The following is a 24,456-nucleotide window of genomic DNA, read 5'->3' on the forward strand; positions in this document are numbered from 1 at the left end:
CTCAGGCGCGCTCTGCGCAGGCGGTGCGGCACCAGCCCGTCACCGCCTCGCGCTTGACCGTCAGCCAGTGCGAGAGCCCACCGGCAAACGCCTCCCAGGCGGGCTCGGCGCTGGATCGGACGGCGACGAGAACGGGCACATCCCGCTCGCAGGCGCGCGCGATCACCGCCCGCATCCCCTCGCCCTCCATCTCGGCCTTGCCGAAGCGCGGGATCAGGAGGAGATCCGGTCCCTCCTCCAGCGCCGCGAGGGCGGCCGCGGCGGCGACGGCCAGCCCCTGCGGGTCGAGCCGGCAGCCGCTCGAGCCGGGGCCAAGGCTCTGGTTGATCGGATAGGAGGCGCCGGTGATCAGATCCTCGAGCCGCACCCCGTCGCGTTGCAGAAAGCCCGCGATGCGCAGCCCGGCGGCCTGAAGGTCGGCCACCACCTCGGCCAGAAGCCGGTCGATGGGCGTGTCCGGGCGGATCGGCAGCGCGGCGATCGGAAGCCGCTCGTCGGGAATGTCGCTCTGGTTCATCGGCCCTCTCTGCCCCGACGCGGCGTCACCCGCCTTGATCCTGCGCAAGCGGGTCTCGTGTCGCGGTGCCAGCCGTGCCACCATCCAACCGGGAGGACCACAGATGACAGCCGAACCGATCAGCCGCTACCCCGTTCCCGACATCGAGGGACTGCCCGAGGACATCCGCGACCGCATCCTCGCCGTTCAGGAGAAATCGGGGTTCGTCCCGAACGTGTTCCTCGTGCTGGCCCGGCGGCCCGACGAGTTCCGGGCCTTCTTCGCCTATCACGACGCGCTGATGGAGAAGCCCGGCAACCTCACCAAGGCTGAGCGCGAGATGATCGTGGTGGCGACTTCGAACGCGAACGGCTGCCAGTATTGCGTGATCGCCCACGGCGCGATCCTGCGCATCCGGGCCAAGGACCCGCTGGTCGCCGATCAGGTGGCGGTCAACTACCGCAAGGCTCGGATCACGCCGCGACAGAGGGCCATGCTGGATTTCGCGATGAAGGTCTCGCAGGCGTCGCATCGGGTGGGGCCAGAGGATCACGAGGCGCTGGCCGCGCACGGTTTCGATGCCGAGGATGCCTGGGACATCGCCGCGATCGCCGCCTTCTTCGGGATGTCGAACCGGATCGCCAACGCGACCGACATGCGCGCGAACCCCGAGTTCTACGGGATGGGCCGCTGACCGACCCGGCGGGGCTTCCGCGGCGGCCGGTGGCGGGCTAGGGTGCAGCCAGTATGACACGGCCTCCGGCATGATGCGACCCGCTTCCCTTCCGGCGCCCACGGTGCCGAGCCTTTCGGCCGCCGACGAGGCCGCGCTGACGGATCTGTTCATCCGCGGCACGCCCGCCAACACGCTGCGCGCCTATGAGAGGGACCTGATCTACCTCGCCGCCTGGAAGCAGGAGGCGTTCGGTCAGCCCCTGGTCTGGCCCGAGAGCGAGGCGGTCGCCCTCCGCTTCGTGACCGATCACGCGCGCGATCTGGGCCTCGCGGCCGCCGACGATCCGGGGCGGCGGGTGGCCGAGGCGCTTGTAGCCGCGGGGCTTCGCCGGTCGCTCGACTGCCCCGCCCCGGCCACGCTCGACCGGCGCATCGCGAGCTGGCAGACCTTCCACCGGATGCGAAACCTCGTCTCGCCCTTCGAGGCGCCCCTCGTGCGGCAGGCCCGCGCCAAGGCCCGCCGTGCCGCGGCCCGGCCGCGCCGGCCCAAGAGCGCGCGGCCCATCACCCGCCCGCTGCTGGATCAGCTTCTCGCCACCTGCGATTCCACGATGCGCGGATTGCGCGACCGGGCGATCCTGTCGCTCGGCTTTGCCAGCGGCGGGCGCAGGCGGTCCGAGATCACCGCGCTGAGGATCGAGGACATAGGGACGGACGACTTCGCCGGGCAGGGCACCCTCTGGCTGCGGCTGCTCGAGACCAAGACGACGGCCAAGGGCACCGCGCCGCGGCTGGTGCTGAAGGGGCGGGCCGCGCGCGCGGTGATGGGCTGGATGCTCGCGCTCGGCGCCGAGGAGGGGCCGCTCTTCCGGCCGATCTCGAAGGCGGGGCGGCCGCTTGCACGGGGGCTGGCGCCGGATGCGATCCGCACGATCCTCGTCCACCGCCTTGCGCTGGCCGGGTTGCCGCCCGATCACGCCAGCCCGCACGGCTTGCGCTCGGGCTTTCTCACGCAGGCCGCGCTGGACGGGGCACCCATTCAGGCTGCCATGCGGCTTTCGCTGCACCGTTCTGTTGCGCAGGCGCAGCGGTATTACGACGATGTGGAGATCACCGGCAATCCGGCCACCGATCTCCTCGGCTGACGCAATATTCTTGCTTGAAAATCGGCGCCCGCGGTGTTTTGCGTTGCAGCAATTCAACCCCAAGGCTCAGCCACCGCGGAGACGCCCATGACTCGCGAGACGATCCTTCACCCCACCCGCCGCTCGCTGCTTGCCGGCGGTGCCGCCGCGCTGACGGCCGCAGCCCTGCCGCGCTACGCGCAGGCGCAAAGCTCGGAGCCGATCCGGCTCGGTTTCCAGCTGCACCGCACGGGGATCGGCGCGGTCTACGGGCGCTGGTACGAGCGGACGGCGCTGGCCGCACTCAAGGTGGTGAACGAGGCCGGCGGCATCGCGGGCCGCCCGGTCGAGATCCTGTTCGAGGATGACGCGACCGACCCCCGCCGCGGCGCCGAGGTGGTCGAGAAGCTGGCGACGCAGGCGAAGGTCGACCTGATCTTCGGGCCGCTCTTCAGCCATGTGGTGATCGGCTCGGCCCCGCGCGCGGGCGAACTGAAGATCCCCTATCTCGTCTGCTCCGAGGGCTACCATGTCGCCTCGGGCAAGCTGAACCGCTGGACCCTGCAGCCCGGCATCACCGACGTGCGCGCGCAGGTCACGGCGATGGCGCCCTGGGTCACGCAAAACCTCGGCAAGAAGGTCACGATGATCTTCCCCGACTACGCCTTCGGCCACGACCACCGCGACTTCTTCACCGAGGCCGTGGCGGCGCAGGGCGGCGAGGTCATCGCAAAGATCGCCATCCCGCCGACCGAGACCAGCTTCACCCGCTACTTCCCGCGCATCCCGCGCGACACCGAAGTGCTCTACCACGTCATGGTGGGGCCGGCCGTGCTCACCTTCGTCAAGGAGCTGGGCGAGTTCTACGGATCGGGCGCGAAGCCCGAGATCTTCGGCTTCATCGACTCGCTCGAGGCGGTGGACATCGCAAGCCCGGGGCTCGAGTTCCTCGAGGGCTCGCACTTCTGGGAGGGCCAGTGCCGGATGCTGCAGCCCGACGCCTCCGAGGCCGAGACCTTCTACCGCGACGCGGTGGGCGTGGATGCCAATGGCGCGGCGATCGAGGATCCGAAGAATGTCTCGTGCTACGGGCACATGTTCTCGGTCTGGGAAACGCTCTTTGCCATCAAGCAGGGCATGGAGGCCTGCGGCTGGCGCGGCCCGCAGGACCGGCAGGCCTTCGTCGAGGCCGTCGAGGCCTTCACCGACATGCCCGCGGGGCGCGAGCGGCCGCAGGGCGCCAAGGTCTTCAACGCGCAGCTGCATCAGGCGTTCGGGCACCAGTTCATCAGCAAGCTCGAGGGCGGCAAGCTCGTGAAGGTCCACGAGACCTCGATCGAGGACGGGCTCTATCCGAGCGACGTTGACTACACCGCCACCTCCTTCTGAGGATGGAGTTCGGACCCTTCCTGCTTCTCGCCGGGATGGAGGGGCTGGTCGGCGCGGCGGTGCTCGCGCTGACGGCCGCAGGGCTGAGCCTCGTCTTCGGCGTGATGCGGGTGGTGAACGTGGCCCACGGCGAGTTCTTCATGCTGGGCGCGGTCGCCGCCTGGTTCGTGAGCCAATGGGTGCCGGGACCGCCCGCCGCGGCCTTTGCCGTGGCGCTGGTGGCCTGTCCGCTTCTGGTGGCGGGGCTTGCGGCGCTGGCCGACCGGCTGGTGCTGAAGCGTCTCGCCTACGAGCCCGAGGCCACGATCATCGCGACCATCGGGCTTCTCTACATCCTGCAACAGGCGGCGCTCAGCCTCTATGGCCCCGAGGCGCGGCCTGTTCCGCCGCCGTTCGAGGCGCGGATGCAGCTGCCGTGGTTCGGCTGGTCGGGCTACAAGCTTTTCGTGATCGGGGCGGCGGGCGCGGTTCTGGCGGGCCTGTGGCTTCTCCTGTCACGGAGCCGGATCGGCCTTGTGATGCGGGCGACGCAGGTGGACCGCGAAACGGCCACGGCCTTCGGCATCGACGTGGATCGTGTCTATGCGGCCACCTTCGCGCTCGGCGCGGGCCTTGCGGCCATCGCGGCCGTGCTGATCGTGCCGATCCAGCAGGCCCATTACCTGATGGGAGGCGACCCGCTGCTGCTGTCCTTCATCGTCGTGGTGATCGGGGGCCTCGGCTCGCTTCGGGGCACGCTGGTCGCGGCGCTGCTGATCGGCGTGTCCGACGGGGTGATCTCGACCTTCTTCGAGCCGACGCTGGCCAAGATCCTCGCCACGCTTCTCGTGGCGCTGGTGCTGGTCTTCCGCCCGCAGGGCCTGTTCGGAGCGCGCGCATGAGGATGATCGCCCTTCATCTGGCCGTGCTCGCAGGGCTTTTCGCGCTCCAGTTCGTGCTGCCGGCCTACCATCACACCAACGCGGCGCGGATCATGGTGCTCGCGACCTACGCGATCGGGTTCAACATCGCCTTCGGCTACACGGGCCTCCTGTCGCTGGGCCACGCGCTCTTCTTTGCGGGGGGCATGTATGCGACGGGGCTTCTGATCGACCAGGGCGGCTGGCAGCCCTGGATGGCGCTGGTGGCGGGGCCCCTTGCGGGGGGCGCGCTGGCCGCAGCCGTGGGGCTGCTCGCGCTGAGGACGGCGGGGCCCGCCTTCATGATCGTCACGCTCATGTTCGCGCAGGCGTTCCACCTGGCCATCCTCTACTGGGGGCGCTTCACCGGCGGCGACGAGGGTTTCACGCTGTCAGGCGCCGCGCGGCGGATCGGGGCCTTCGACCTCGCCGACCCTGCGACGCGCTATGCCGCGGCCTTCCTGCTGTTCGGGACCGCGATGCTCGGCTGCCTCGCGCTGGCGCGCTCGCGCACGGGCCGGGTGCTGGTCGCGGTGCGCGAGAACGAGGAGCGGACGCGGATGCTGGGCTTTGACACCTTCCGCGCGAAGCTCTTCGCCCTCGCGCTCTCGGGCCTTGTCGCCGGGGCGGCAGGGGCCACCTACGGGCTGATGTTCGGCTATGTCGGCGGCTCGTTCGCCTCGATCCAGTATTCGATCCTGCCGCTGATCTGGGTGCTGCTCGGGGGCGCGGGCACCGTTCTGGGCCCGCTTCTGGGCACGGCGCTCATGTTCTACCTGATCGACTGGGCCTCATCCGTCACCACGGCCTCGCAGTTCGTGGTGGGCGCGGTGCTGATCCTGCTTGTCCTCTTTGCCCCGCGCGGCCTGCTGGGCCTCGTGCGTGACCATGCCTTGCGGAGATTGCCATGAGCCTCCTCGAGGCCCGTGGCCTCGTGCGCCATTTCGGTGGCCTTCGCGCGATCGACGGGGTGGATTTCGACCTCGCATCCGGTGAGATCCACGCGTTGATCGGGCCGAACGGTGCGGGCAAGTCCACGCTGGTGGGGCTCCTTTCCGGCCGCGTCCCGGCGCAGGAGGGCACGATCCGCTTCGACGGGCGCGACATCACGCGCCTGCCCGCCCACGCGCGGGTGCGCTGCGGCATCGCCTATGCCTTTCAGATCACCTCGGTCTATCCCCGCCTCACGACCTTCGACAATGTGGCTCTGGCCGTGCAACGCGCGGGCGCCCGTGATCTGGCCGCCGCGACGCGGGCCGCGCTGGCGCGGGTGGGGCTCGAGGCCGAGGCGGACTGGATGGCGGGCGCCCTCTCTTACGGGCATCAGCGCCTCCTGGAGATCGCGATGGGCCTTGCGCTCGAGCCGCGCCTGCTGATCCTCGACGAGCCGACGCAGGGCCTCGCGGCGGGCGAGATCGAAGGGTTCAAGGCCTTGGTGCGAGGTCTTGTGCCCAAGGTCACGGTGCTTCTGATCGAGCACAACATGGAGGTGGTGATGGACCTCGCCCAGCGCATCACGGTGCTGAACAACGGCGGGGTTCTGGCGCAGGGCACGCCCGCCGAGATCCGGGCCGATCGCGCGGTGCAGGCCGCCTATCTCGGAGGCTGAGATGCTGACCCTCGAAGGCGTGGATGCGGGCTACGGCCGGGTGCAGGTGCTGCGCGGCCTCTCGTTCGCGGCACAGGCGGGCGAGGTGACCTGCGTGATGGGCCGGAATGGCGCGGGCAAGACCACCATGCTGCGCGCGATCATGGGGCAGATCCCTCTGACCGGGGGCCGCATCGCCCTCGACGGGCAGCGGCTCGACGGGCTGGCGGCGCATCGCATCCCGCAACTCGGGATCGGCTATGTTCCGCAGGGCCGCCGCCTCTTCGGCCCGCTGACGGTGGCCGAGAACCTCGAGATCGGCCTGATGACCCGCGGCCGCGGCCCGCGGGTGCGCGAGCGGGTGCTCGACCTCTTCCCGCGCCTGCGCGAGCGTCTGGGGCAGACCGCCTCGACCCTCTCGGGCGGCGAGCAGCAGATGCTGGCCATCGGGCGGGCGCTCTGCCTCGAGCCCAAGGTGATGCTGCTCGACGAGCCGACCGAAGGGCTTCAGCCCTCGATGATCGCGCTGATCCGCGACACGGTGCGGACGCTGCGCGGCATGGGCGTGGCGGTGGTGCTGGTCGAACAGCGGATCGAGGCGGTCCTCGAACTCGCCGACCGGGTGGCGTTCGTCGAGACCGGGCGGGTGGCAGAGACCCTGCCCGCCGCCGATCTCACGGCCGCCGCGCCGCAGTTCGCCCGTTATGTCGGGGTCTGAAGAGCCCTCAGGGCTGCACCGGCGCCCCAGGCAGGTAGGTGCCCTTCAGTCGTGCGATCTCTTCCTGCAACCTCTGCGCCGCCGGGCTGAGCTGACGATCGACGGGATGGACAAGGAACCAGTGACGCTCGATCGGCAGGCCCGGCGCCGCGAGCTGCACGAGCTGGCCGAAGCGCAGCTCGTCCATCACCACATGCAGCGACATGAAGGCGATCCCGAGACCCGCGATGACCGACTGCTTGATGGTCTCGTTCGAGTCCATGTCGATCAGCTCCACCACCTGCCCCTCGCCCAGCCGGTCGAGATAGCGCGACATCAGAAGCCTCGTCCCCGACCCCTCCTCGCGGGCGAGGAAGGTCTGGGCCAGCAGATCCTGGACCGGCACTTCGGCCAGACCCGCGAGCGGATGGTCGGGCGGGGCCACGATGCCGTGCGGATGGATGCCCAGCGCCACGGATGCCACCTCGGGCTGGCGAGGCGGGCGGCCCATGATGGCCAGATCCACCACATGCCGCGCCAGATCGTCGATCAACTGCTCGCGATTGCCCACCCGGAGCGCGATTCGGATCTCGGGACAGGCGAGACTCAGCATCTTGACCAGCCGCGGCGCGAAGTAGCGCCCGGTCGAGACGACGCCCAGCGTCACCTGACCCGCGCGCCCCTCGCTGACCGCCATCACTTGGTATGAGCACTGCGACAGAACGACCTCGATCCGCTGCGCCGCCTCAAGGACGGTGGTTCCTGCAAGAGTCGGGGTGAAAGCCCCGGCCTCGGGCGGGCGGTGCAGCAGAGGCACGCCGAAGGCTTCCTCCAAGTTCTTGATCTGGCTGTGGATTGCCGGAGGCGTCAGCCCAAGCCGCAAGGCGCCACCCGTCAGGGAGGCACAGTCCGTCACCGCAGACAGGGCCCGAAGCTGCTTCAATGTGATGGCGTCGAGGCGGACCATTTCGTATTTCTGAAAGATTACTTCAGTCTTATTAAATTCCATAAAATCCGGCTTGAGGCAAGCTGCGCATCGACCCGTGGAGGAGATGCAAGTGAAGCCCTTTGCCACCCATCCCGACGCCATACCGGCCGATCTGCAGGACGTGATGGATCGCCTCGGTTCGGTCGCGATCGAGGTTGCGACCCGGATCGCCCGCGGCGGGATCGACGAGGATCTGGCCGGCCTCTGCGGAACCAACACCGACGGCGACGGGCAGAAGGCGCTCGACGTGATTGCCGACGACGCTTTCCGCGCGGCGCTCGAGGGTTCGGCTGTCAGGTTCTACGCCTCGGAAGAGCAGGAGAAGGCCGTGACGCTGAATGAGGCCGGCACGCTCGCCCTGGCGATCGATCCGCTCGACGGCTCCTCCAACATCGACACCAACCTCTCGGTCGGCACGATCTTCGCCATCTGGCCCGCCGCCGCCACGCCCGAGGCAAGCTTCCTGCGGCCCGGGTCCGATCTGATCGCGGGCGGCTACATCATCTACGGCCCGCAGGTCTGCCTGATGGTCAGCTTTGGCCAGGGAACGCAGAAATATGTCCTCGATCCCGGCAGCCGCAGCTTCGTGCTGGTGGATCGTGCCGTGAAGGTGCCGCCCACCTCGACCGAGTTCGCCATCAACGCCTCCAACTACCGCCACTGGCCGAAGCCGATCCGCGCCTACATCGACGATTGCGTGGCCGGCACCGAAGGTCCGCGCGGGCGCAACTTCAACATGCGCTGGCTGGCCTCGCTGGTGGCCGAGACCCACCGCATCCTCGCGCGGGGCGGCGTGTTCCTTTACCCGCGCGACAGCCGCAAGGGCTATGAACAGGGCCGGCTGCGCTACCTCTATGAATGCGCGCCGATCGCCTTCGTCATCACCCAGGCGGGCGGTGGCGCCACGGACGGCGAGAACCCGATCCTCGGCCAGACGCCCACGCGCCTTCATGCACGCACGCCCTTCATCTTCGGGTCCGCCGAGAAGGTGGCCCGCATCACGGCCTACCACGACCTGCCGGAGCAGGAGACGTCGGCCCTCTTCGGCAATCGCGGCCTGTTCCGGAGCTGAACCACCATGAGCAAGAAACATCCCATCATCTCGGTCACGGGCTCGTCCGGCGCGGGCACCTCGACCGTAAAGCACACGTTCGACCAGATCTTCCGGCGCGAAGGGGTCAAGGCGGTCTCGATCGAGGGCGACGCCTTCCACCGCTTCAACCGCGCCGACATGAAGGCCGAGCTGGACCGGCGCTATGCGGCGGGCGACGCCACCTTCTCGCACTTCTCCTATGAAGCCAACGAGTTGCAGGAGCTGGAGCGGGTCTTCCGCGAATATGGCGGTACGGGGCGCGGCCGCACCCGCACCTATGTGCATGACGATGCCGAAGCGGCCCGGACGGGCGTGGCGCCGGGCAATTTCACCGAATGGCGCGACCTTGATCCCGACAGCCACCTCCTGTTCTACGAGGGGCTGCACGGGGCGGTGGTCAACAGCGAGGTCAACATCGCCGCGCTGGCCGATCTGAAGATCGGCGTGGTGCCGGTCATCAACCTCGAATGGATCCAGAAGATCCACCGCGACCGCGCCACCCGCGGCTATACGACGGAGGCCGTGACGGATGTGATCCTGCGCCGGATGCACGCCTATGTGCATTGCATCGTGCCGCAGTTCTCGCAGACCGACATCAACTTCCAGCGCGTGCCGGTGGTGGACACCTCGAACCCGTTCATCGCGCGGTGGATCCCCACGGCCGACGAGAGCGTGGTGGTGATCCGCTTCCGCAATCCGCGCGGGATCGACTTCCCCTACCTGACCTCGATGATCCACGGCTCGTGGATGAGCCGGGCGAATTCCATCGTGGTGCCCGGCAACAAGCTGGATCTGGCGATGCAACTGATCCTCACGCCGCTGATCGAGCGCCTCGTGCGCGAGAGCATGGTGGCCTGACCCTGCCCCGCGGCCCCCGATCCCCGGACCGCCGCGGCCTGACCTGACGCGAAACCGACCTTCCCCGGCCCGCACCCTCGGGCCGGACGCGATCCGACCTGACCTGACCTGACTTCATCCGTCCTGAACTGACCTGACGCCCGGGAGGAAACCATGGCCCTGATCACGCTCAGACAATTGCTCGACCATGCCGCAGAGCGCGGCTACGGCGTGCCCGCCTTCAACATCAACAACATGGAGCAGGGTCTGGCGATCCTGAAGGCCGCCGCGGCCTGCGACGCGCCGGTGATCCTGCAGGCCAGCCGCGGCGCGCGCAGCTATGCCGGCGACATCATGCTGCGTCACATGGTCGAGGCGCTGGCCGAGATGTATCCGCAGATCCCGATCTGCCTGCATCAGGACCACGGCAACAACGAGGCGACCTGCCTCTCGGCGATCCGGCACGGTTTCACCTCTGTGATGATGGACGGCTCGCTGGAAGCGGACATGAAGACGGTGGCCTCCTACGACTACAACGTGGACATCACCCGCCGCGTGACGGACGCCGCCCACTGGGTCGGCGCCTCGGTCGAGGGCGAACTGGGCGTGCTGGGCTCGCTGGAGAAGGGCGAGGCCGAGGCCGAGGATGGCTCGGGCGCGGAAGGCAAGCTCGACCACAGTCAGATGCTGACCGACCCGGACCAGGCGGTCGATTTCGTGCAGGCGACCAAGGTGGACGCGCTGGCGATCGCGATGGGCACCAGCCACGGCGCCTACAAGTTCAGCCGCAAGCCCGACGGCGAGATACTCGCCATGTCGGTGATCGAGGAGATCCACAAGCGCCTGCCCGGCACGCATCTGGTGATGCACGGCTCGTCCTCGGTGCCGCAGGAATTGCAGGATCTAATCAACAGGTATGGCGGCGAGATGCCCCAGACCTACGGCGTCCCGGTCGAGGAAATCGAGCGTGGCATCCGCCACGGCGTCCGCAAGGTCAACATCGACACCGACTGCCGCATGGCGCTGACCGGCCAGTTCCGCAAGGTCGCGATGGAGAACCCGAAGGAGTTCGACCCCCGCAAGTTCCTCATCCCCGCGATGAAGGAAATGGAAACCCTCGTCCGCGACCGTTTCGAGCGGTTCGGCACGGCGGGCAATGCCTCGAAGATCACCGTCATCCCGATGGATGATATGGCGAAGCGCTACGCGAGCGGCGCGCTCGATCCGGCGGTGCAGACCGCCAAGGCCGCATGAAGGGAGGGAGTGAGATGGACACCAAGAACACCGAGATCAAGGGCAAGGAACGCTACAAGGCGGGCGTCCTGAAATACGCCCAGATGGGCTATTGGGACGGGGACTATCAGCCCAAGGACACCGACGTGCTGGCGCTGTTCCGCATCACGCCGCAGGAGGGGGTGGACCCGATCGAGGCCGCGGCCGCGGTGGCGGGCGAAAGCTCGACCGCGACCTGGACCGTGGTCTGGACCGACCGGCTGACCGCCTGCGACAGCTACCGCGCCAAGGCCTACAAGGTCGAACCCGTGCCCGGCACGCCGGGGCAGTATTTCTGCTACGTCGCCTACGACCTGATCCTGTTCGAGGAAGGCTCGATCGCCAACCTGACGGCTTCGATCATCGGCAACGTCTTCAGCTTCAAGCCGCTCAAGGCCGCGCGGCTCGAGGACATGCGCTTCCCCGTCGCCTATGTGAAGACCTACAAGGGCCCGCCGACCGGCATCATCGTGGAACGTGAGCGGCTGGACAAGTTCGGCAAGCCGCTGCTGGGCGCTACCACGAAGCCGAAGCTCGGCCTTTCGGGCAAGAACTATGGCCGGGTGGTGTACGAGGGGCTGAAGGGCGGCCTCGACTTCATGAAGGACGACGAGAACATCAACTCGCAGCCCTTCATGCATTGGCGCGACCGGTTTCTCTATGTGATGGAGGCGGTGAACCTCGCCTCGGCCCAGACCGGTGAGGTCAAGGGCCACTACCTCAACATCACCGCCGGCACGATGGAGGAGATGTACCGCCGGGCCGAGTTCGCCAAGTCGCTCGGCTCGGTCATCGTGATGGTGGACCTGATCATCGGCTATACCGCCATCCAGTCCATCTCGGAGTGGTGCCGGCAGAACGACATGATCCTGCACATGCACCGCGCGGGCCACGGCACCTACACCCGGCAGAAGAACCACGGCATCAGCTTCCGCGTGATCGCCAAGTGGCTGCGGCTGGCCGGGGTGGACCACCTGCATTGCGGAACGGCCGTGGGCAAGCTGGAAGGCGACCCGCCGACCGTTCAGGGCTACTACAACGTCTGCCGCGAGCCCTTCAACACGGTGGACCTGCAGCGCGGCCTCTTCTTCGAGCAGGACTGGGCGGATCTGAAGAAGGTGATGCCGGTCGCTTCGGGCGGCATCCATGCGGGGCAGATGCACCAGCTGCTGAGCCTCTTTGGCGATGATGTGGTGCTGCAGTTCGGCGGCGGCACCATCGGGCACCCGATGGGTATTCAGGCGGGCGCGACGGCGAACCGCGTGGCGCTGGAGGCGATGGTCCTGGCCCGCAACGAGGGCCGCAACATCGACGTGGAAGGCCCCGAGATCCTGCGCGCCGCCGCAAAATGGTGCAAGCCGCTGGAAGCGGCGCTCGATGTCTGGGGCAACATCACCTTCAACTACACCTCCACCGACACGTCGGACTTCGTGCCGACGGCCTCGGTCTCGATGTAAGGAGAGCGGACATGCGCATCACCCAGGGCTGCTTTTCGTTCCTGCCGGACCTGACCGACGAACAGATCTCGGCGCAGGTGGAATATTGCCTGTCGCGCGGCTGGGCCGTGAGCCTGGAATACACCGACGCCCCCCATCCCCGGAACACCTACTGGGAGATGTGGGGGATGCCGATGTTCGACCTGCGCGACCCCAAGGGCGTGATGATGGAGCTGGAGGAATGCCGCAAGGCCTTCGCCGACCACTACATCCGCATCAACGCCTTCGACTCCACCCGCGGCTTCGAGACCGTGACGATGAGCTTCATCGTCAACCGCCCGAAGGTCGAGCCGACCATCCGCATGGACCGAACCGAGGTGGACGGCCGGTCCATCCGCTACACGCACGGCATCGTCCGCTGAGCCGCTCCTCCCACGGATCGGCGGACGGACAAGGCCGGGGGGCTTCGCGCCCCCCGGTCCCCCCGCGGGATATTTGAACGAGAATGAAGAGAGGGGCGGCCGCCTGCGACGAATGGCTTGGCTTGACCCGCACCCGCGTGGGCTACTCTCAGATGCAACGACAACACCGGAGTTCGAGATGAACGACGCGGCAGCCGCCCCCAGCTCGATCGACCTGCATGCCGAATATGAGGGCTCGGGCGCGAAGGAGGTGCTCGAGGAGCTCGACCGCGAACTGATCGGGCTGAAGCCGGTCAAGGACCGGATCCGCGAGACGGCGGCGCTGCTGCTGGTCGAGCGGGCGCGGCAGAAGCTGGGTCTGGCGCATGAGACGCCGACGCTGCACATGAGCTTTACCGGCAATCCGGGCACGGGCAAGACCACCGTCGCGCTGAAGATGGCGGGGTTGCTGCACCGGCTGGGCTATGTCCGCAAGGGCCATCTCGTCAGCGTCACACGTGACGATCTGGTGGGGCAGTATATCGGCCATACGGCGCCCAAGACCAAGGAGGTGCTGAAGCGCGCCATGGGGGGCGTGCTCTTCATCGACGAGGCCTATTACCTCTACCGCCCCGACAACGAGCGCGACTACGGCCAGGAGGCCATCGAGATCCTGCTGCAGGTGATGGAGAACAACCGCGACGACCTCGTGGTGATCCTGGCCGGCTATGCGGACCGGATGGAGAATTTCTTCCAGTCCAACCCCGGCTTTCGCTCGCGCATCGCGCACCACATCGAGTTCCCCGACTACACCGACGACGAACTGTTCGAGATCGCAGGACACATGCTGGACGACCAGAGTTATCACATGACGGCCGGCGCCGAGGCGGCGCTGCGGGACTATATCGGCCTGCGGCGCGCGCAGCCGCATTTCGCCAACGCGCGCTCGATCCGCAACGCCCTCGACCGCGCGCGGCTCCGGCAGGCCAACCGTCTCTTCACCCATGCCTCGGGGCCGCTCGACGCCCGGGCGCTCTCGACCATCGAGGAAGCGGACATCCGGGCGAGCCGTGTCTTCAGGGGCGGGCTCGACAGCGAGCGCCGGGCGGCGGAGGCGCTGGCGAAATGATCGAAGCGATCATCTTCGATGTGGACGGAACGCTCGCGGAGACGGAGGAGCTGCACCGCCGGGCGTTCAACGAAACCTTCGCCGCGATCGGGGTGGACTGGTTCTGGGACCGCGACGACTACCGCGAGCTGCTGACCACCACGGGCGGCAAGGAGCGGATCGCGCGCTTCCTGCGCCAGCAGAAGGGAGACCCCGCTCCGCTGCCGATCGCCGACATCCACAAGGCCAAGACCGAGCGGTTCGTGGCGCTGATGGCCGAGGGCGAGATCGCGCTCCGCCCCGGCATTGCCGATCTCATTGCCGAGGCGAAGGGGGCGGGTGTCCGGCTTGCGGTGGCGACGACGACCAGCCTGCCCAACGTCGAGGCGCTGTGCCGGGCCTGTTTCGGCACGGCGGCCACCGAGGTGTTTGACGTCATCGCCGCGGGCGACATGGTGGCCGAGAAGAAGCCGGCCCCCGATGTCTATCATCTGGCGCTGCGCGAGCTGGGGATGGCGCCGGACCTGGCCGTGGCCATCGAGGATTCGCTGAACGGGCTGCGCGCGGCCAAGGGTGCCGGGCTGCGCTGCATCGTCTCGCCGGGGTTTTACACGCGGCACGAGGAATTTGCCGGGGCGGATCGGCTTGTCGGCTGCCTGTCCGAGCTTGGCGGGCTGGCCGGGCTCGACCTTCTGGCGCCGGTGGCCTGATGCCGGGTGTGGTCTTCGATCTGGACGGGACGCTCGTCCATTCCGCGCCCGACATTCATGCGGCTGTCAACCGGGCTCTGGCCGAAGAGGGCGCGGAGCCCTTTTCGCTGGCCGAGATCACCGGTTTCATCGGCAACGGGGTGCCGGTCCTGATCAAGCGGGTGCTGGCCGCGCGCGGCGAGACGCCCGACGGGCATCGCCATGCCGAGATGCAGGATCGCTTCATGAAACATTACGAAGCGGATCCGACCGCCCTGACCAGCGTCTACCCGGGGGCCGAAGCCGCGCTGAGGCATCTCCGCGCCGACGGCTGGCGCATCGCGCTCTGCACCAACAAGCCCTATGCGGCCTCGCGCCAGATCCTCTCGAACTTCGGCATCCTCGACCTCTTCGACGCCATTGTGGGCGGGGATTGCCTGCCCCAGCGCAAGCCGGATCCCGCACCGCTGCGGGCCGCGGCGGCGGCGCTGACGGAAGAGGTCGTGCTCTATGTCGGCGACAGCGAGGTGGATGCGGCGACCGCCGAGGCCGCCGGGCTGCGCTTTGCGCTGTTCACCGGGGGCTATCGGCACGCGCCCGTGCATGACCTTCCGCATCACGGCCTGTTCAGCCACCATGACGAGCTGCCGGACCTCTTGAGGCATCTTCTGGCCTGACCGGGCGCGGACGGCTATCCTGCCCGTAAAGAGGGAGGCAGGGATGGTCGCGATCGCCAACGGCGGACCGGACTGGGTGGAGCGGCCGGCGCATCGGCTGTGGCTGCTGGATCAGGCGCGGCAGCTCTTCGATCTTTTCCTGCCCTCCCTTGATCCTGCGGGCGGCTTCCGGCCGCTCGACCGGCAATGGCAGCCGCTGGAGGGGCCCGCGGGTGCGCTGCGCCAGATCCATGACACGACCCGCATGGTCCATTGCTACGCCCTCGCGCAGGAGCTGGGCCTGCCGGGGGCCGGGAGAATGATCGATCACGGGATGGAGACGCTCTGGACCCGCCACCGCGATGCCCGCCACGGCGGCTATGTCTGGAGCTTTGGGCCGGAGGGGCCGATCAACGCCACCAAGCAGGCCTATGGCCATGCCTTCGTGCTGCTGGCGGCCTCATCGGCCCGAATGGCGGGGCACGCGGACGCGGACCGGCTGCTGTCGGACGTGGCCGAGGTGATCCGCACCCGGTTCTGGGACGCCTCCGCCGGTGCCTCGCGCGAGGAATTCACCGAGGACTGGCATTCGCTCGGCCCCTACCGGGGGCAGAACTCGAACATGCATCTGACCGAGGCGCTGATGGCCGCCTTCGAGGCGACCGGCGAGACCGAGTGGCTGCGGATGGCCGAGAGCATCGCGCTCCTTCTCATCGATCGCCACGCGCGCGCCGAAGGATGGCGGGTGCCCGAGCATTTCGACGACCGCTGGCAGGTGAACCGCGATTACACGGGCGATCCGATGTTTCGCCCGGCCGGGACCACGCCGGGTCATGCCCTGGAGTGGAGCCGGCTGCTCGTGCAACTCTGGCACCTCGGGGGGCGGCGCAACGGCTGGTTGCAGGAGGCGGCCGAGGCGTTGTTCCTGCACACGACCCGCATCGGCTGGGACTATCGCCACGGCGGCTTCTACTACACGCTGCACTGGAGCGACCGCCCCGACCGCGAGGACCGCTACTGGTGGCCCTGCGCGGAAGGCATCGGCGCGGCGCATGCGCTGCGCCAATCGGGCGGCGACGAGCGGTTCGAGGGCTGGTATCGCAGGATCTGGGACTTTGTCGCGGCGCATTTCCTCGATCGCGCGCACGGCGGCTGGTTCGCCGAGCTTGATCCTGCGCTGCATCCGGTGGAACGGGTGTTTCGCGGCAAGCCCGACCTCTATCACGCGGTTCAGGCCTGCCTGATCCCGCTGGTTCCGCCGTCGGCGGGCGTCTTGCGGGGCTTGCGGGCGCTTTCTCTCGCCGATCCGGCGCGGGGTTGAAGATCAGAAAGATTTTTTCTGAAGATGTGGAACTTCCACCTCTGCCGGAGGTTGAACCGGCAATCCCGTGGCTGGCGCTTTTCCCCGACGCCTTGCCCTGAATTGCCACGGGCCAAGCGCCGCCATCAGGGTTTTCCCTCCCCTGCTGGCGGCGCAACTCGTTTTCACCCACAGGTTTGGCAGTGCCGCCACCCTCTCGCTGGCGGGTGCCCGCCACTCAAGAAACAGGGGCGGCACCGACGTGCCGCCCCTGACCGTCAAGACGGGAAAGCCGGATCAGTTGTCGATACGATCCACCACGGCGGCCGCGTAGGTGGCGACCATCGCCGAATAGACCTCATCGCTGGTCGGCGCGATGATGGTGATATCGGCGCCCGGCGGCAGCATCGGCGCGGCCTGCGCCATCGTCACCGTCAGGTCGAAGGTCTTGAAATTGGTGTTGTTGTTCAGGTCGATCACGTTCACCGTGCCCGACATGGTGCTTTCGGCCGCTCCGACCGCCGCCTCGAAGAAGTTGGCGAGCGCCACCTCGTTCATGTCGATCTTGATGTCCATGCCCTCGTCAGCCAGGCGGCCGACGAGCAGGGCCGCGATCGCCGTCTCGAGATCGGTGTCGAGCGAGTTCCAGTAGGCCGCGGCCTCGGCGTTGCTCAGGTCGCTCAGCGAGGTCTCGACATCGATCGACTTGATCGTGGGTTCGTCGGCCGAAGCCAGCGCAGGCAGAGTCAGGGCCGCACCCAGAAGGGCGGCCGCGAAGGTCTTCCCATACATAGAATGAATCTCCGAACTTGAGTTTGGACTCGGGCGGAACGGTTGCCCATCCTGTGGACAAGCAACGCAAAACCTCCCTCCGGGTTCCGGCCGTCAGATCAGGGGCCGTCGCCGCGGGCGATCCGGGTCGGTCAGGGCCAGGGCGGCAAGCCGCTCGCGGTCGATCGACAGCATGCCCGCGCTCCAGTGCGCGAGGCCGATCTCGCGCAGGCGCCGGATGGTCTTGTTGGTATGGACGAGCGACAGGCCCAGCGCGTCCGCCAGGTCCTGCTGCCGCCAGGGCATCGGCACTCGGCCGTCTTCGGAGAGACCGACCGCCGTAAGGCGCTCGTGAATCCGCAGCAGCGCCCAGCCAAGCCGCTCGGTGGCGTCCCGCTGCCCGAGCGAGGCGATGGTCTCGCCGAGGAAGTGCTCTTCGACCGCCGCGATCCAGGTCAGGTCATAGGCGCGTTCCGGCTCTTCGCGGAACAGCGTCCAGAGATCCGCGCGGTTGAAGACGCAGAGCACCATCGGCGTGGTGCTCTCGACCGAGTGGCGCATTTCCCCCGCCAATCCTGCCTGCAGCCCCACGAAATCTCCGGGAAAAAGGAAGTTGATCACCTGCCGCCGCCCGTTCTCGAGCATGGTCGAGCGGATGCCAAGCCCCCTCAGCACGGTGAAGAGGTGGGCGCTGCCCTGCCCCTCCTCGAGCAGCATGACGTTCGGGCCCACGACAAGCTCGCCCACCTTGAACGCTTCCATGAAGGACAGTTCGCGATCGGAAAAGGGCAGGAACAGCGGCTTGCGCCGCAGCGGGCAGTTCCGACAGGGAGTCGCACCGGGGGCTATAGCGGGCGTCAACATGTCATAGTTTAATGCAGGGGCGGTGAAATGGGCGCATAGCGTGCCTTGTCTGTAGCTTCATGAATGTTTGAACCGATGCGCGCCCGTTATTTCATAGCCCTCAAGCATGTTGTCATCGCCCAGGACCTTGCGCAGACCATCCTTGACCATGACCCGACGGCAGAGGTGATTTTGGGGCGCCGCCCCGAAGACCTCGCGCCCGATTGCCGGATCTGCGTGGCCTTCGTGGGTCTGGCACCGGACAAGGCACTCGCCCATCCGGTGATCCGGGCGCTGCTCGAGCAGGGCACCCGTCTGGTGCTGCTTGGCGAAGAGGCGGAAGCGGCGGGCGACAGCCGGGACTGGTGGGTGCTTTCGCGTCCGTTCACCTCGGATGCCGTCCTCGCCCTGCTGGCCCGCGCCGCGGATGAGCGGCGGGGCCAGGTTGCGGGGTGACGGCGCCGGCACGGGTCAGGCGTTCAGCGTCTCGGTGGACGAGAAGAACATCGCCTGGCTGACGGCCGAGCGCACCTGATCCTCCGAATAGGGCTTGGTGATCAGGAACGCGGGCTCGGGCCTCTTGCCGGTCAGCAGACGTTCGGGGAAGGCGGTCACGAAGATGACCGGAATGTCCTCGAACTGCTTGAGGATGTCGTTCACCGCATCGATGCCCGAGGAGTTGTCCGCAAGCTGGATGTCGGCAAGGATCAGGTCCGGCCGCTCCTTGGCCGCCAGCGCCACCGCCTCGGTGCGCGTGCGGGCAATGCCGGTCACGCCGTGGCCCATCTCGCGGACGATGGCCACGATGTCCATGGCAATGATCGCCTCATCCTCGATCACCATGATGCGGCCCGCGACGGAGTTCGCCATCTCGCGCTGCGCGATCTCGATCAGCTCGGCCGCCTCGGACGGGTCGATCTGCATGATCGCGCCGATCTCGTCGTGGTGAAAGCTCTCGATGGCGTGCAGCAGGAGTGCCTCGCGCGTGTTGGGCGTGAGGCGGGCCATATGGTCCTGCGCCCGCTGGGACAGGCGCGTGTCCGGCTCGCCCAGGGGCGCGCCCGCGCTGGCCCAGACCAGGTGGAACGCATGGAAAAGCGCCACCTTGGGGCTTTCGGTCGCCTCGAAGATATGCGTATCCTCCAGAATGGCCTCGAGCGTCGCGGCGGCATACCGGTCGCCGGTCTCTTGGCTGCCGGTCAGCGCCCGCGCGTAGCGACGCAGATACGGCAGGTTGCTCCCGATCACACTTGCGAGGTCGGGCGTCGTGTCGGAGGTCATATACAAGGTCCCCTGTCTGCAACATTCTTGGGAACCGAACGCGGGTCGTAGCGTTCGGTTCCGGGGATTCTATCAACTTTTGTAAAGGGCGTGGCAGTTTCCATGACGCAATCTACGGAACCCAAGGCATCGCCTGCCGAGGCGGCAGTCAAGGGACGGGGCAAGACGAAAGAAGGCAACCGGAAGGAGCTGCAACGACAGATCGACGAGAACCTCAGGCGCGTTTACGAGGAGGCCCTGGTGCAGGAAATCCCGGACCGTTTTGCGCAATTGCTCGACCAACTGCGGCAGAAGGGGCCAGGGATATGACCAGCACGCAGACTTCGCCGCCCGAGCGTCGTGATCCGCGGGAAGAATTGCCCGAACACCTCCCGGCGCTGCGCGCCTTCGCCATCAGCCTTACCCGCAACGTGGCCGTCGCCGACGACCTCGTGCAGGACACGATCGTGAAGGCCTGGACGAACTTCGACAAGTTCACCGAAGGAACGAACCTGCGGGCGTGGCTCTTCACCATTCTCCGCAACACCTTCTATTCGGACAAGCGCAAGCACCGCCGCGAGGTACCCGACCCCGAAGGCATTCATGCGGCGACGCTTTATGTGAAGCCCGCCCATGACGGCCATCTGGCCTTCTCGGACTTCAGCGCGGCCTTCGACCAGCTGTCGCCCGAACACCGCGAGGTGCTGATCCTCGTGGGGGCCTCCGGCTTTGCCTATGAGGATGCGGCGGCCATGATGGGCGTGGCGGTCGGCACCGTGAAGAGCCGCGCCAACCGCGCGCGGGCCCGTCTGGCCGAGCTTCTGGGCCTCGAGAAGGGCGAGGAGATCTTCTCCGGCGTGGATGGGCAGACGATGGCTGTCATGTCCCGGTCGGGGATGACGGCTGCATGACATCCCTCTCCGGGTTGCAGCGCCGCTACGCGGACAGGATCGGGTCGCGCATGGCCTTCCTGCTCGCGCTGGCGCTGCTTCCGCTGGGTGCGATTTCCGTGGTGCAGTCCCATGCCGTGCTGCGCGAGGCCGAGGCCCGGTCCGAAGCCGCTCTGACGGGCGAGACGATGCGCGCGGCCGAGCATGAGGTCCGCCTGATCCAGAAGGCGCAGGGCGCAGCGGCGGCCCTGGCCCAGGTGGTGCGGCCGCTTCTGGCCACGGGCGACGCCTGCAGCAACGCGCTGCAGGAGGTGCGCGAGGCGTCGCAGATCTACGAGGTCATCGGTTTCATCGGCAATGACCTGAGGATGACCTGTTCTTCCTTCGGTGAGGAACGGGACATGTCGGACTCCGAGGCCGCGGCGCTCGCCCTTCAGGCCGGCGAACCTTTGCTTCAGGTGAACCCGCACGGGCGGCTCTCGGGCAAGTCGGTGGTGATCGCGAGCAATCCGGTGACGGACTCGAGCGGGCGGCAACTGGGTATTCTGGCGATCTCGCTGGCGCACAGCGCGCTGATCGGACAGCCGAACGTCTCCTCGGGGCAGGTCCCTCCGGTCCTTGTGACCTTCAACGGCGCCGGCCAGATCCTCACCTCGTCGGCAGGCCTGGAGTCCGGCCGCCACCTGTTGCCGCGCGACCGCGCACTGGCCGCGCTCGCCGGGGAGTCGCGCAGCATCGCCTTTACCGCGCCCACGGAAGACGGCGGGGAGCGGGTCTATTCGATCGTTCCCATCATCCCCGAACGGCTCTATGCCCTCGGCTCGTGGCCCGCGGGGGGCGAGGCCGGGCTCTGGATCCGCGCCCTGCCGTCCTTCGCCCTGCCCTCACTGATGTGGCTGGCCTGCCTGCTGGTGACATGGCTCGCGGCCGAGAGGATGATCGTCCGGCCGATCCGGCACCTGCGCAAGGCGATCCTCGACTTTGCCAAGGGCAGCCGGGTCGTCGATCCGCAGGACTACGCCGACGCGCCGCAAGAGATCCGGCAGCTTGCCGAGTCCTTCGCCCGCATGACGGACACGATTCTGCATGACGAGGCGGAACTCGAGGACATGGTCCACCAGAAGGAGGTCCTGCTGCGCGAGGTCCACCATCGGGTGAAAAACAACCTCCAGCTCATCGCCTCGATCATGAACATGCAGATGCGGCAGGCCCGCACGCCCGAGGCCAAGGGGCTGATGAAGGGGTTGCAGGATCGGGTGATGAGCCTCGCCACCATCCACCGCGGGCTCTATCAGACCACCGGCCTCACCGACATCCGGGCCGACGAGCTTCTGTCCGACATCGTGCGGCAGGTCGTGAATCTCGCCACCGGACCGGGGCGGCGGATCGCCGTCCACACCGATTTCGGCGATGTGCGCCTGACACCGGATCAGGCGGTGCCGCTGGCGCTCCTGTTGACCGAAGCCCTCACCAACGTGATGAAATATGCGGGCGCTCCACCGGGCGAGACGCCGCGGCTTGATGTGTCGCTGCGGCGCGAGGACGCCGCAATGGCGGTGATCGAGGTGACGAACAGCGTGGGCACCGCCCCCCCTTCGCCCGAGACGGCCGCGATGGGCACGGGGCTGGGCGCGCAGCTTCTGGCCGGCTTTGCCCAGCAGATCGGCGGCGAGGTCTGCATCGAGCGGACCGAGACGCGCCACAGCCTCAAGGTGCGGTTCGAGATCCGGCCACTGGCCGACGCGGAAGCCCGCAACGAGACGGACGCCGAGGGCAGCGCGGCCGCCGCGTCCTGACCCCACGGCACCGGGCCGTCGATGCGAGGCAAGGCGGAACCCGTGCCTTGCGCGAGGCGTTCTTCCGGCAGCCCGATAAGGGAACAGTACAAGGAGCAAGTGAGATGAATTGGGATCAGATCAGCGGTCGCTGGAAGGAATTCAAGGGTCAGGCTCGCACCAAGTGGGGTGAGCTGACGGATGACGAGCTCGATCAGGTCGAAGGCGACCGCGAGCGGATGGTCGGCCTCCTCCAGCGCAAGTATGGCGACAACAAGGCCGATGCCGAGCGCAAGGTCGATGACTGGATGCGCGGCCTCTGAACCACTGGCACCACGACGACAAGGCCCGCCTCGGCGGGCCTTTTGCTTTTTCCAGAGAATGAACCGGGTTCAGCGCCCCGTCGCCGCCGCCTGGGTCTCGAACAGCAGGAGGCACAGCTCGCGCCGCATGGACCGCAGGCGGGCGGTCACGTCGATGGGCTGCCCCGCGCCCAGCGCATCGTCGAAGGCATCGACCACATGCTGCTCGCCATCCTGGATCTGGTCGAGGATGCTGCCGTCGATCCCGTTGATGAGCGACCGCAGCGACACGACCGCCCGGTTCACCGTGGACATGAGGCTGCCGTCGATCTCGGGCTCGCGGCCGAAGCGGGCGATCATTTCCGCAAGCTCCTGCGCCTGCGCGCGGTGAAGGTCGCGGAACCGCTCGGCCGTGGCGCGGAACTCGGGCTCGGCCCGCCCCACCATGGTCTCGAAGCCGGCAAGGACATCGACGCACCGCAGGTGCAACGTCTCGAGCGCCTTCAGCGCCGCAGGTTCCGGCGCGGCAAAGGGTCTGATCCCGGCCATCAACTCGTCCTCCATCTGGGTGGCCCGAGGCGATCCGGGTCCGATCAGATCCCCCGCGACGCCGAGCGCGGACCGAGGATCAGCCAGAGAATGAAGCCGACCACGGGAAGCAGGATGACGATCAGCGCCCAGAGCACCTTCCGCCCCGTCGAAGCGGAGGAGCCGAGAATGGATACCAAGGCCCACAGATCGAGCGCAAGGATGATCAGGCCCCCGAAGCCCCGAAGTTGGAACATATTCATCTCCATCTGCGCCGTCCTCCTGTGCGGGATACCTTCCCCGGCCAACGCCCCGCCGACGGCGAGGTTCCTCCGACGCCGCTCGCGCCGGGCAGGAGGACCGTCAGGCGGCGCTCAGGTGGCGAGGAAGGCTTCGACGGGGGCGAGCGACCGGGCCGGTCCCTCTTCCTGCGGAACATGGCCCATGCGGGGCAGAAGGACCGTCTGCGCATCGCGCAGGGCCCGGGCGTAGGATCCGGCATTTGCCGCAGGGATCACCGCGTCCTCCTCCCCCCAAAGCAGCAGGGTCGGCGCGCGGACATCGGCCAGCAGCGTCTCGGGCGGCACCAGCACCGTCTGGCGCATCCGGTCGAACAGGGCCTCGCGCACGCCGGGCGCCCGGATCAGGTCGTGGTAGCGGCTGACGATCTGATCGGACATCACGGTCGGATCGGCATAGGCCATGCCCAGCGAGAGGCGCAGCAGCGGTTTTGGCAGCCAGAAACGCACCGCCTGCGCCAGCATCGGCACCTCGGGCGCCTGACCGTAGGTAAAGCCGGGGCTTTCGTAGCCGTCGGGCGACACGAGGACGAGCTTGCGCACCCGCTCGGGATGGGCCGCCGCAAAGGTGAAGGCGATCCGGCCACCGATGGAATTGCCGATGAGATCCGCCTGCTCGAGGCCCAGCCGGTCCATGATGCCGAGCACGATCTGCGACACGCGGGCATCGGAATAATCCCCGGTCGCATCGGGCGGAGAGAGGCCGAAGCCGGGCAGGTCGAAGCTGATCACGCGCCGGCTGCCGGCCATGCGCTCCTGCCAGGCGCTCCAGGTGTGCAGGCTGGAGCCGAAGCCATGGATCAGGATCACGGCCGGCGCGTCCCGCGGTCCGCGGTCGCGCATGTGCAGCGTGGTGCCCTCGACCTCCACAAGATCGGCGGGATTGGCGAGATACCGCTGCTCGAGTTCGGCCCGCGGCAGATCCGGCGTCCAGAGCGCCAACCCCGTCCCCAGCATGACCGCGATCATGAGGTTGAACACGAAGATCAGGCGGATATGACGGATCCTGGACATGCACCACCGCTCGGAACTCGACAGCCCCTTCCCCGTTGCCGCAAGCGTCGGAGAATCGCTTCACTCGTGATTCGGGCAGATAGAGCGCAAAACCGTTCCGTCAATGCCTCATGGCGTCGCGCGGCA

At 67.7% G+C, this 24,456-nt stretch carries 29 protein-coding genes; 21 read left to right on the forward strand and 8 right to left on the reverse strand.

Features of this window, described 5'->3' with window-relative positions; genetic code table 11:
- Window position 1 precedes the first annotated feature (1 nt).
- On the reverse strand, window positions 2-517 hold the full coding sequence (locus FG154_RS05460; RefSeq protein WP_145105046.1) for a DUF2478 domain-containing protein: 516 nt from the start codon (window positions 515-517) through the stop codon (window positions 2-4).
- Window positions 518-620: 103 nt separating this feature from the next.
- Here FG154_RS05460 and FG154_RS05465 point away from each other — a divergent pair, with 103 nt between their 5' ends.
- The 7 genes from FG154_RS05465 to FG154_RS05495 all read left to right on the forward strand — a co-directional run bounded on the left by FG154_RS05465 (window position 621) and on the right by FG154_RS05495 (window position 6,889).
- Window positions 621-1,190 (forward strand): peroxidase-related enzyme, encoded by a 570-nt coding sequence (locus FG154_RS05465; protein WP_145105048.1) that lies wholly within the window; start codon window positions 621-623, stop codon window positions 1,188-1,190.
- 70 nt (window positions 1,191-1,260) lie between these two features.
- A complete protein-coding gene (locus FG154_RS05470; RefSeq protein WP_246100138.1) occupies window positions 1,261-2,316 on the forward strand; it encodes a tyrosine-type recombinase/integrase in 1,056 nt (351 codons plus the stop codon).
- A gap of 87 nt (window positions 2,317-2,403) precedes the next feature.
- Window positions 2,404-3,684 (forward strand): ABC transporter substrate-binding protein, encoded by a 1,281-nt coding sequence (locus tag FG154_RS05475; protein WP_145105050.1) that lies wholly within the window; start codon window positions 2,404-2,406, stop codon window positions 3,682-3,684.
- Window positions 3,685-3,686: 2 nt separating this feature from the next.
- On the forward strand, window positions 3,687-4,565 hold the full coding sequence (locus tag FG154_RS05480) for a branched-chain amino acid ABC transporter permease (RefSeq protein WP_145105057.1): 879 nt from the start codon (window positions 3,687-3,689) through the stop codon (window positions 4,563-4,565).
- On the forward strand, window positions 4,562-5,494 hold the full coding sequence (locus FG154_RS05485; RefSeq protein WP_145105060.1) for a branched-chain amino acid ABC transporter permease: 933 nt from the start codon (window positions 4,562-4,564) through the stop codon (window positions 5,492-5,494). The genes FG154_RS05480 and FG154_RS05485 overlap by 4 nt, the downstream gene beginning before the upstream one ends.
- On the forward strand, window positions 5,491-6,192 hold the full coding sequence (locus FG154_RS05490; protein ID WP_145105063.1) for an ABC transporter ATP-binding protein: 702 nt from the start codon (window positions 5,491-5,493) through the stop codon (window positions 6,190-6,192). Before FG154_RS05485 ends, FG154_RS05490 begins: the two co-directional genes overlap by 4 nt.
- A 1-nt stretch (window position 6,193) precedes the next feature.
- Complete coding sequence (locus tag FG154_RS05495; protein ID WP_145105066.1) at window positions 6,194-6,889, forward strand: ABC transporter ATP-binding protein; 696 nt, start codon at window positions 6,194-6,196, stop codon at window positions 6,887-6,889.
- A gap of 7 nt (window positions 6,890-6,896) precedes the next feature.
- Here FG154_RS05495 and cbbR read toward each other — a convergent pair whose 3' ends face one another.
- Window positions 6,897-7,835: a LysR family regulator CbbR gene (gene cbbR, locus FG154_RS05500; RefSeq protein ID WP_145105069.1), complete on the reverse strand. Its 939-nt coding sequence runs from the start codon at window positions 7,833-7,835 to the stop codon at window positions 6,897-6,899.
- Between the two features lie 85 nt (window positions 7,836-7,920).
- On the opposite strand from cbbR, the gene FG154_RS05505 reads away from it, so the two are divergent.
- From FG154_RS05505 to FG154_RS05545, 9 genes are all read left to right on the forward strand, one after another.
- On the forward strand, window positions 7,921-8,928 hold the full coding sequence (locus tag FG154_RS05505) for a class 1 fructose-bisphosphatase (RefSeq protein WP_186312291.1): 1,008 nt from the start codon (window positions 7,921-7,923) through the stop codon (window positions 8,926-8,928).
- A gap of 6 nt (window positions 8,929-8,934) precedes the next feature.
- A complete protein-coding gene (locus tag FG154_RS05510; RefSeq protein WP_145105075.1) occupies window positions 8,935-9,807 on the forward strand; it encodes a phosphoribulokinase in 873 nt (290 codons plus the stop codon).
- A gap of 153 nt (window positions 9,808-9,960) precedes the next feature.
- Window positions 9,961-11,040 (forward strand): class II fructose-bisphosphate aldolase, encoded by a 1,080-nt coding sequence (gene fba, locus FG154_RS05515; RefSeq protein WP_145105079.1) that lies wholly within the window; start codon window positions 9,961-9,963, stop codon window positions 11,038-11,040.
- A gap of 14 nt (window positions 11,041-11,054) precedes the next feature.
- Entirely contained in the window at window positions 11,055-12,515 is a 1,461-nt protein-coding gene (locus FG154_RS05520) for a form I ribulose bisphosphate carboxylase large subunit (protein ID WP_145105082.1), read from the forward strand.
- 11 nt (window positions 12,516-12,526) lie between these two features.
- Window positions 12,527-12,916 carry a ribulose bisphosphate carboxylase small subunit gene (locus FG154_RS05525; protein WP_145105085.1) on the forward strand — a complete coding sequence of 130 codons (390 nt, stop codon included), beginning with the start codon at window positions 12,527-12,529 and terminating at the stop codon, window positions 12,914-12,916.
- 178 nt (window positions 12,917-13,094) lie between these two features.
- Window positions 13,095-14,024, forward strand: coding sequence for a CbbX protein (gene cbbX / locus FG154_RS05530; RefSeq protein ID WP_145105088.1), 930 nt, complete (start codon window positions 13,095-13,097; stop codon window positions 14,022-14,024).
- Window positions 14,021-14,713, forward strand: coding sequence for an HAD family hydrolase (locus FG154_RS05535; protein WP_145105091.1), 693 nt, complete (start codon window positions 14,021-14,023; stop codon window positions 14,711-14,713). The genes cbbX and FG154_RS05535 overlap by 4 nt, the downstream gene beginning before the upstream one ends.
- On the forward strand, window positions 14,713-15,369 hold the full coding sequence (gph, locus tag FG154_RS05540; RefSeq protein WP_145105094.1) for a phosphoglycolate phosphatase: 657 nt from the start codon (window positions 14,713-14,715) through the stop codon (window positions 15,367-15,369). Before FG154_RS05535 ends, gph begins: the two co-directional genes overlap by 1 nt.
- 43 nt (window positions 15,370-15,412) lie before the next feature.
- Window positions 15,413-16,669, forward strand: a complete 1,257-nt coding sequence (locus FG154_RS05545) for an AGE family epimerase/isomerase (protein ID WP_145105097.1) — start codon at window positions 15,413-15,415, stop codon at window positions 16,667-16,669.
- Window positions 16,670-16,945: 276 nt separating this feature from the next.
- Here FG154_RS05545 and FG154_RS05550 read toward each other — a convergent pair whose 3' ends face one another.
- Both FG154_RS05550 and FG154_RS05555 read right to left on the reverse strand, forming a co-directional pair.
- Window positions 16,946-17,440 (reverse strand): hypothetical protein, encoded by a 495-nt coding sequence (locus FG154_RS05550; RefSeq protein ID WP_145105100.1) that lies wholly within the window; start codon window positions 17,438-17,440, stop codon window positions 16,946-16,948.
- A 93-nt stretch (window positions 17,441-17,533) separates the two neighbouring features.
- Window positions 17,534-18,283 (reverse strand): Crp/Fnr family transcriptional regulator, encoded by a 750-nt coding sequence (locus FG154_RS05555; protein ID WP_145105103.1) that lies wholly within the window; start codon window positions 18,281-18,283, stop codon window positions 17,534-17,536.
- 63 nt (window positions 18,284-18,346) lie between these two features.
- Between FG154_RS05555 and FG154_RS05560 the strand changes: the two genes are divergently transcribed.
- Window positions 18,347-18,718, forward strand: coding sequence for a hypothetical protein (locus tag FG154_RS05560; RefSeq protein WP_246100141.1), 372 nt, complete (start codon window positions 18,347-18,349; stop codon window positions 18,716-18,718).
- Between the two features lie 15 nt (window positions 18,719-18,733).
- Here the strand turns inward: FG154_RS05560 and phyR are convergent, their stop codons facing one another.
- Window positions 18,734-19,543, reverse strand: a complete 810-nt coding sequence (gene phyR, locus FG154_RS05565) for a response regulator PhyR (RefSeq protein ID WP_145105106.1) — start codon at window positions 19,541-19,543, stop codon at window positions 18,734-18,736.
- 102 nt (window positions 19,544-19,645) lie between these two features.
- On the opposite strand from phyR, the gene FG154_RS05570 reads away from it, so the two are divergent.
- The 4 genes from FG154_RS05570 to FG154_RS05585 all read left to right on the forward strand — a co-directional run bounded on the left by FG154_RS05570 (window position 19,646) and on the right by FG154_RS05585 (window position 22,510).
- Complete coding sequence (locus FG154_RS05570) at window positions 19,646-19,852, forward strand: NepR family anti-sigma factor (protein ID WP_145105108.1); 207 nt, start codon at window positions 19,646-19,648, stop codon at window positions 19,850-19,852.
- A complete protein-coding gene (locus FG154_RS05575) occupies window positions 19,849-20,433 on the forward strand; it encodes an RNA polymerase sigma factor (RefSeq protein ID WP_011909649.1) in 585 nt (194 codons plus the stop codon). Before FG154_RS05570 ends, FG154_RS05575 begins: the two co-directional genes overlap by 4 nt.
- Window positions 20,430-22,208: a sensor histidine kinase gene (locus FG154_RS05580; RefSeq protein ID WP_145105111.1), complete on the forward strand. Its 1,779-nt coding sequence runs from the start codon at window positions 20,430-20,432 to the stop codon at window positions 22,206-22,208. Before FG154_RS05575 ends, FG154_RS05580 begins: the two co-directional genes overlap by 4 nt.
- Before the next feature lie 104 nt (window positions 22,209-22,312).
- A complete protein-coding gene (locus FG154_RS05585) occupies window positions 22,313-22,510 on the forward strand; it encodes a CsbD family protein (RefSeq protein ID WP_145105114.1) in 198 nt (65 codons plus the stop codon).
- Window positions 22,511-22,579: 69 nt separating this feature from the next.
- Here the strand turns inward: FG154_RS05585 and FG154_RS05590 are convergent, their stop codons facing one another.
- From FG154_RS05590 to FG154_RS05600, 3 genes are all read right to left on the reverse strand, one after another.
- A complete protein-coding gene (locus tag FG154_RS05590; protein ID WP_145105117.1) occupies window positions 22,580-23,038 on the reverse strand; it encodes a ferritin-like domain-containing protein in 459 nt (152 codons plus the stop codon).
- A 44-nt stretch (window positions 23,039-23,082) separates the two neighbouring features.
- Complete coding sequence (locus FG154_RS05595; protein WP_145105120.1) at window positions 23,083-23,286, reverse strand: PLD nuclease N-terminal domain-containing protein; 204 nt, start codon at window positions 23,284-23,286, stop codon at window positions 23,083-23,085.
- 105 nt (window positions 23,287-23,391) lie between these two features.
- On the reverse strand, window positions 23,392-24,330 hold the full coding sequence (locus tag FG154_RS05600) for an alpha/beta fold hydrolase (protein WP_145105123.1): 939 nt from the start codon (window positions 24,328-24,330) through the stop codon (window positions 23,392-23,394).
- Window positions 24,331-24,456: the final 126 nt, after the last annotated feature.

Origin of the sequence: Cereibacter sediminicola (assembly GCF_007668225.1) — a bacterium.
In the GTDB taxonomy this organism is placed as follows: domain Bacteria; phylum Pseudomonadota; class Alphaproteobacteria; order Rhodobacterales; family Rhodobacteraceae; genus Cereibacter_A; species Cereibacter_A azotoformans.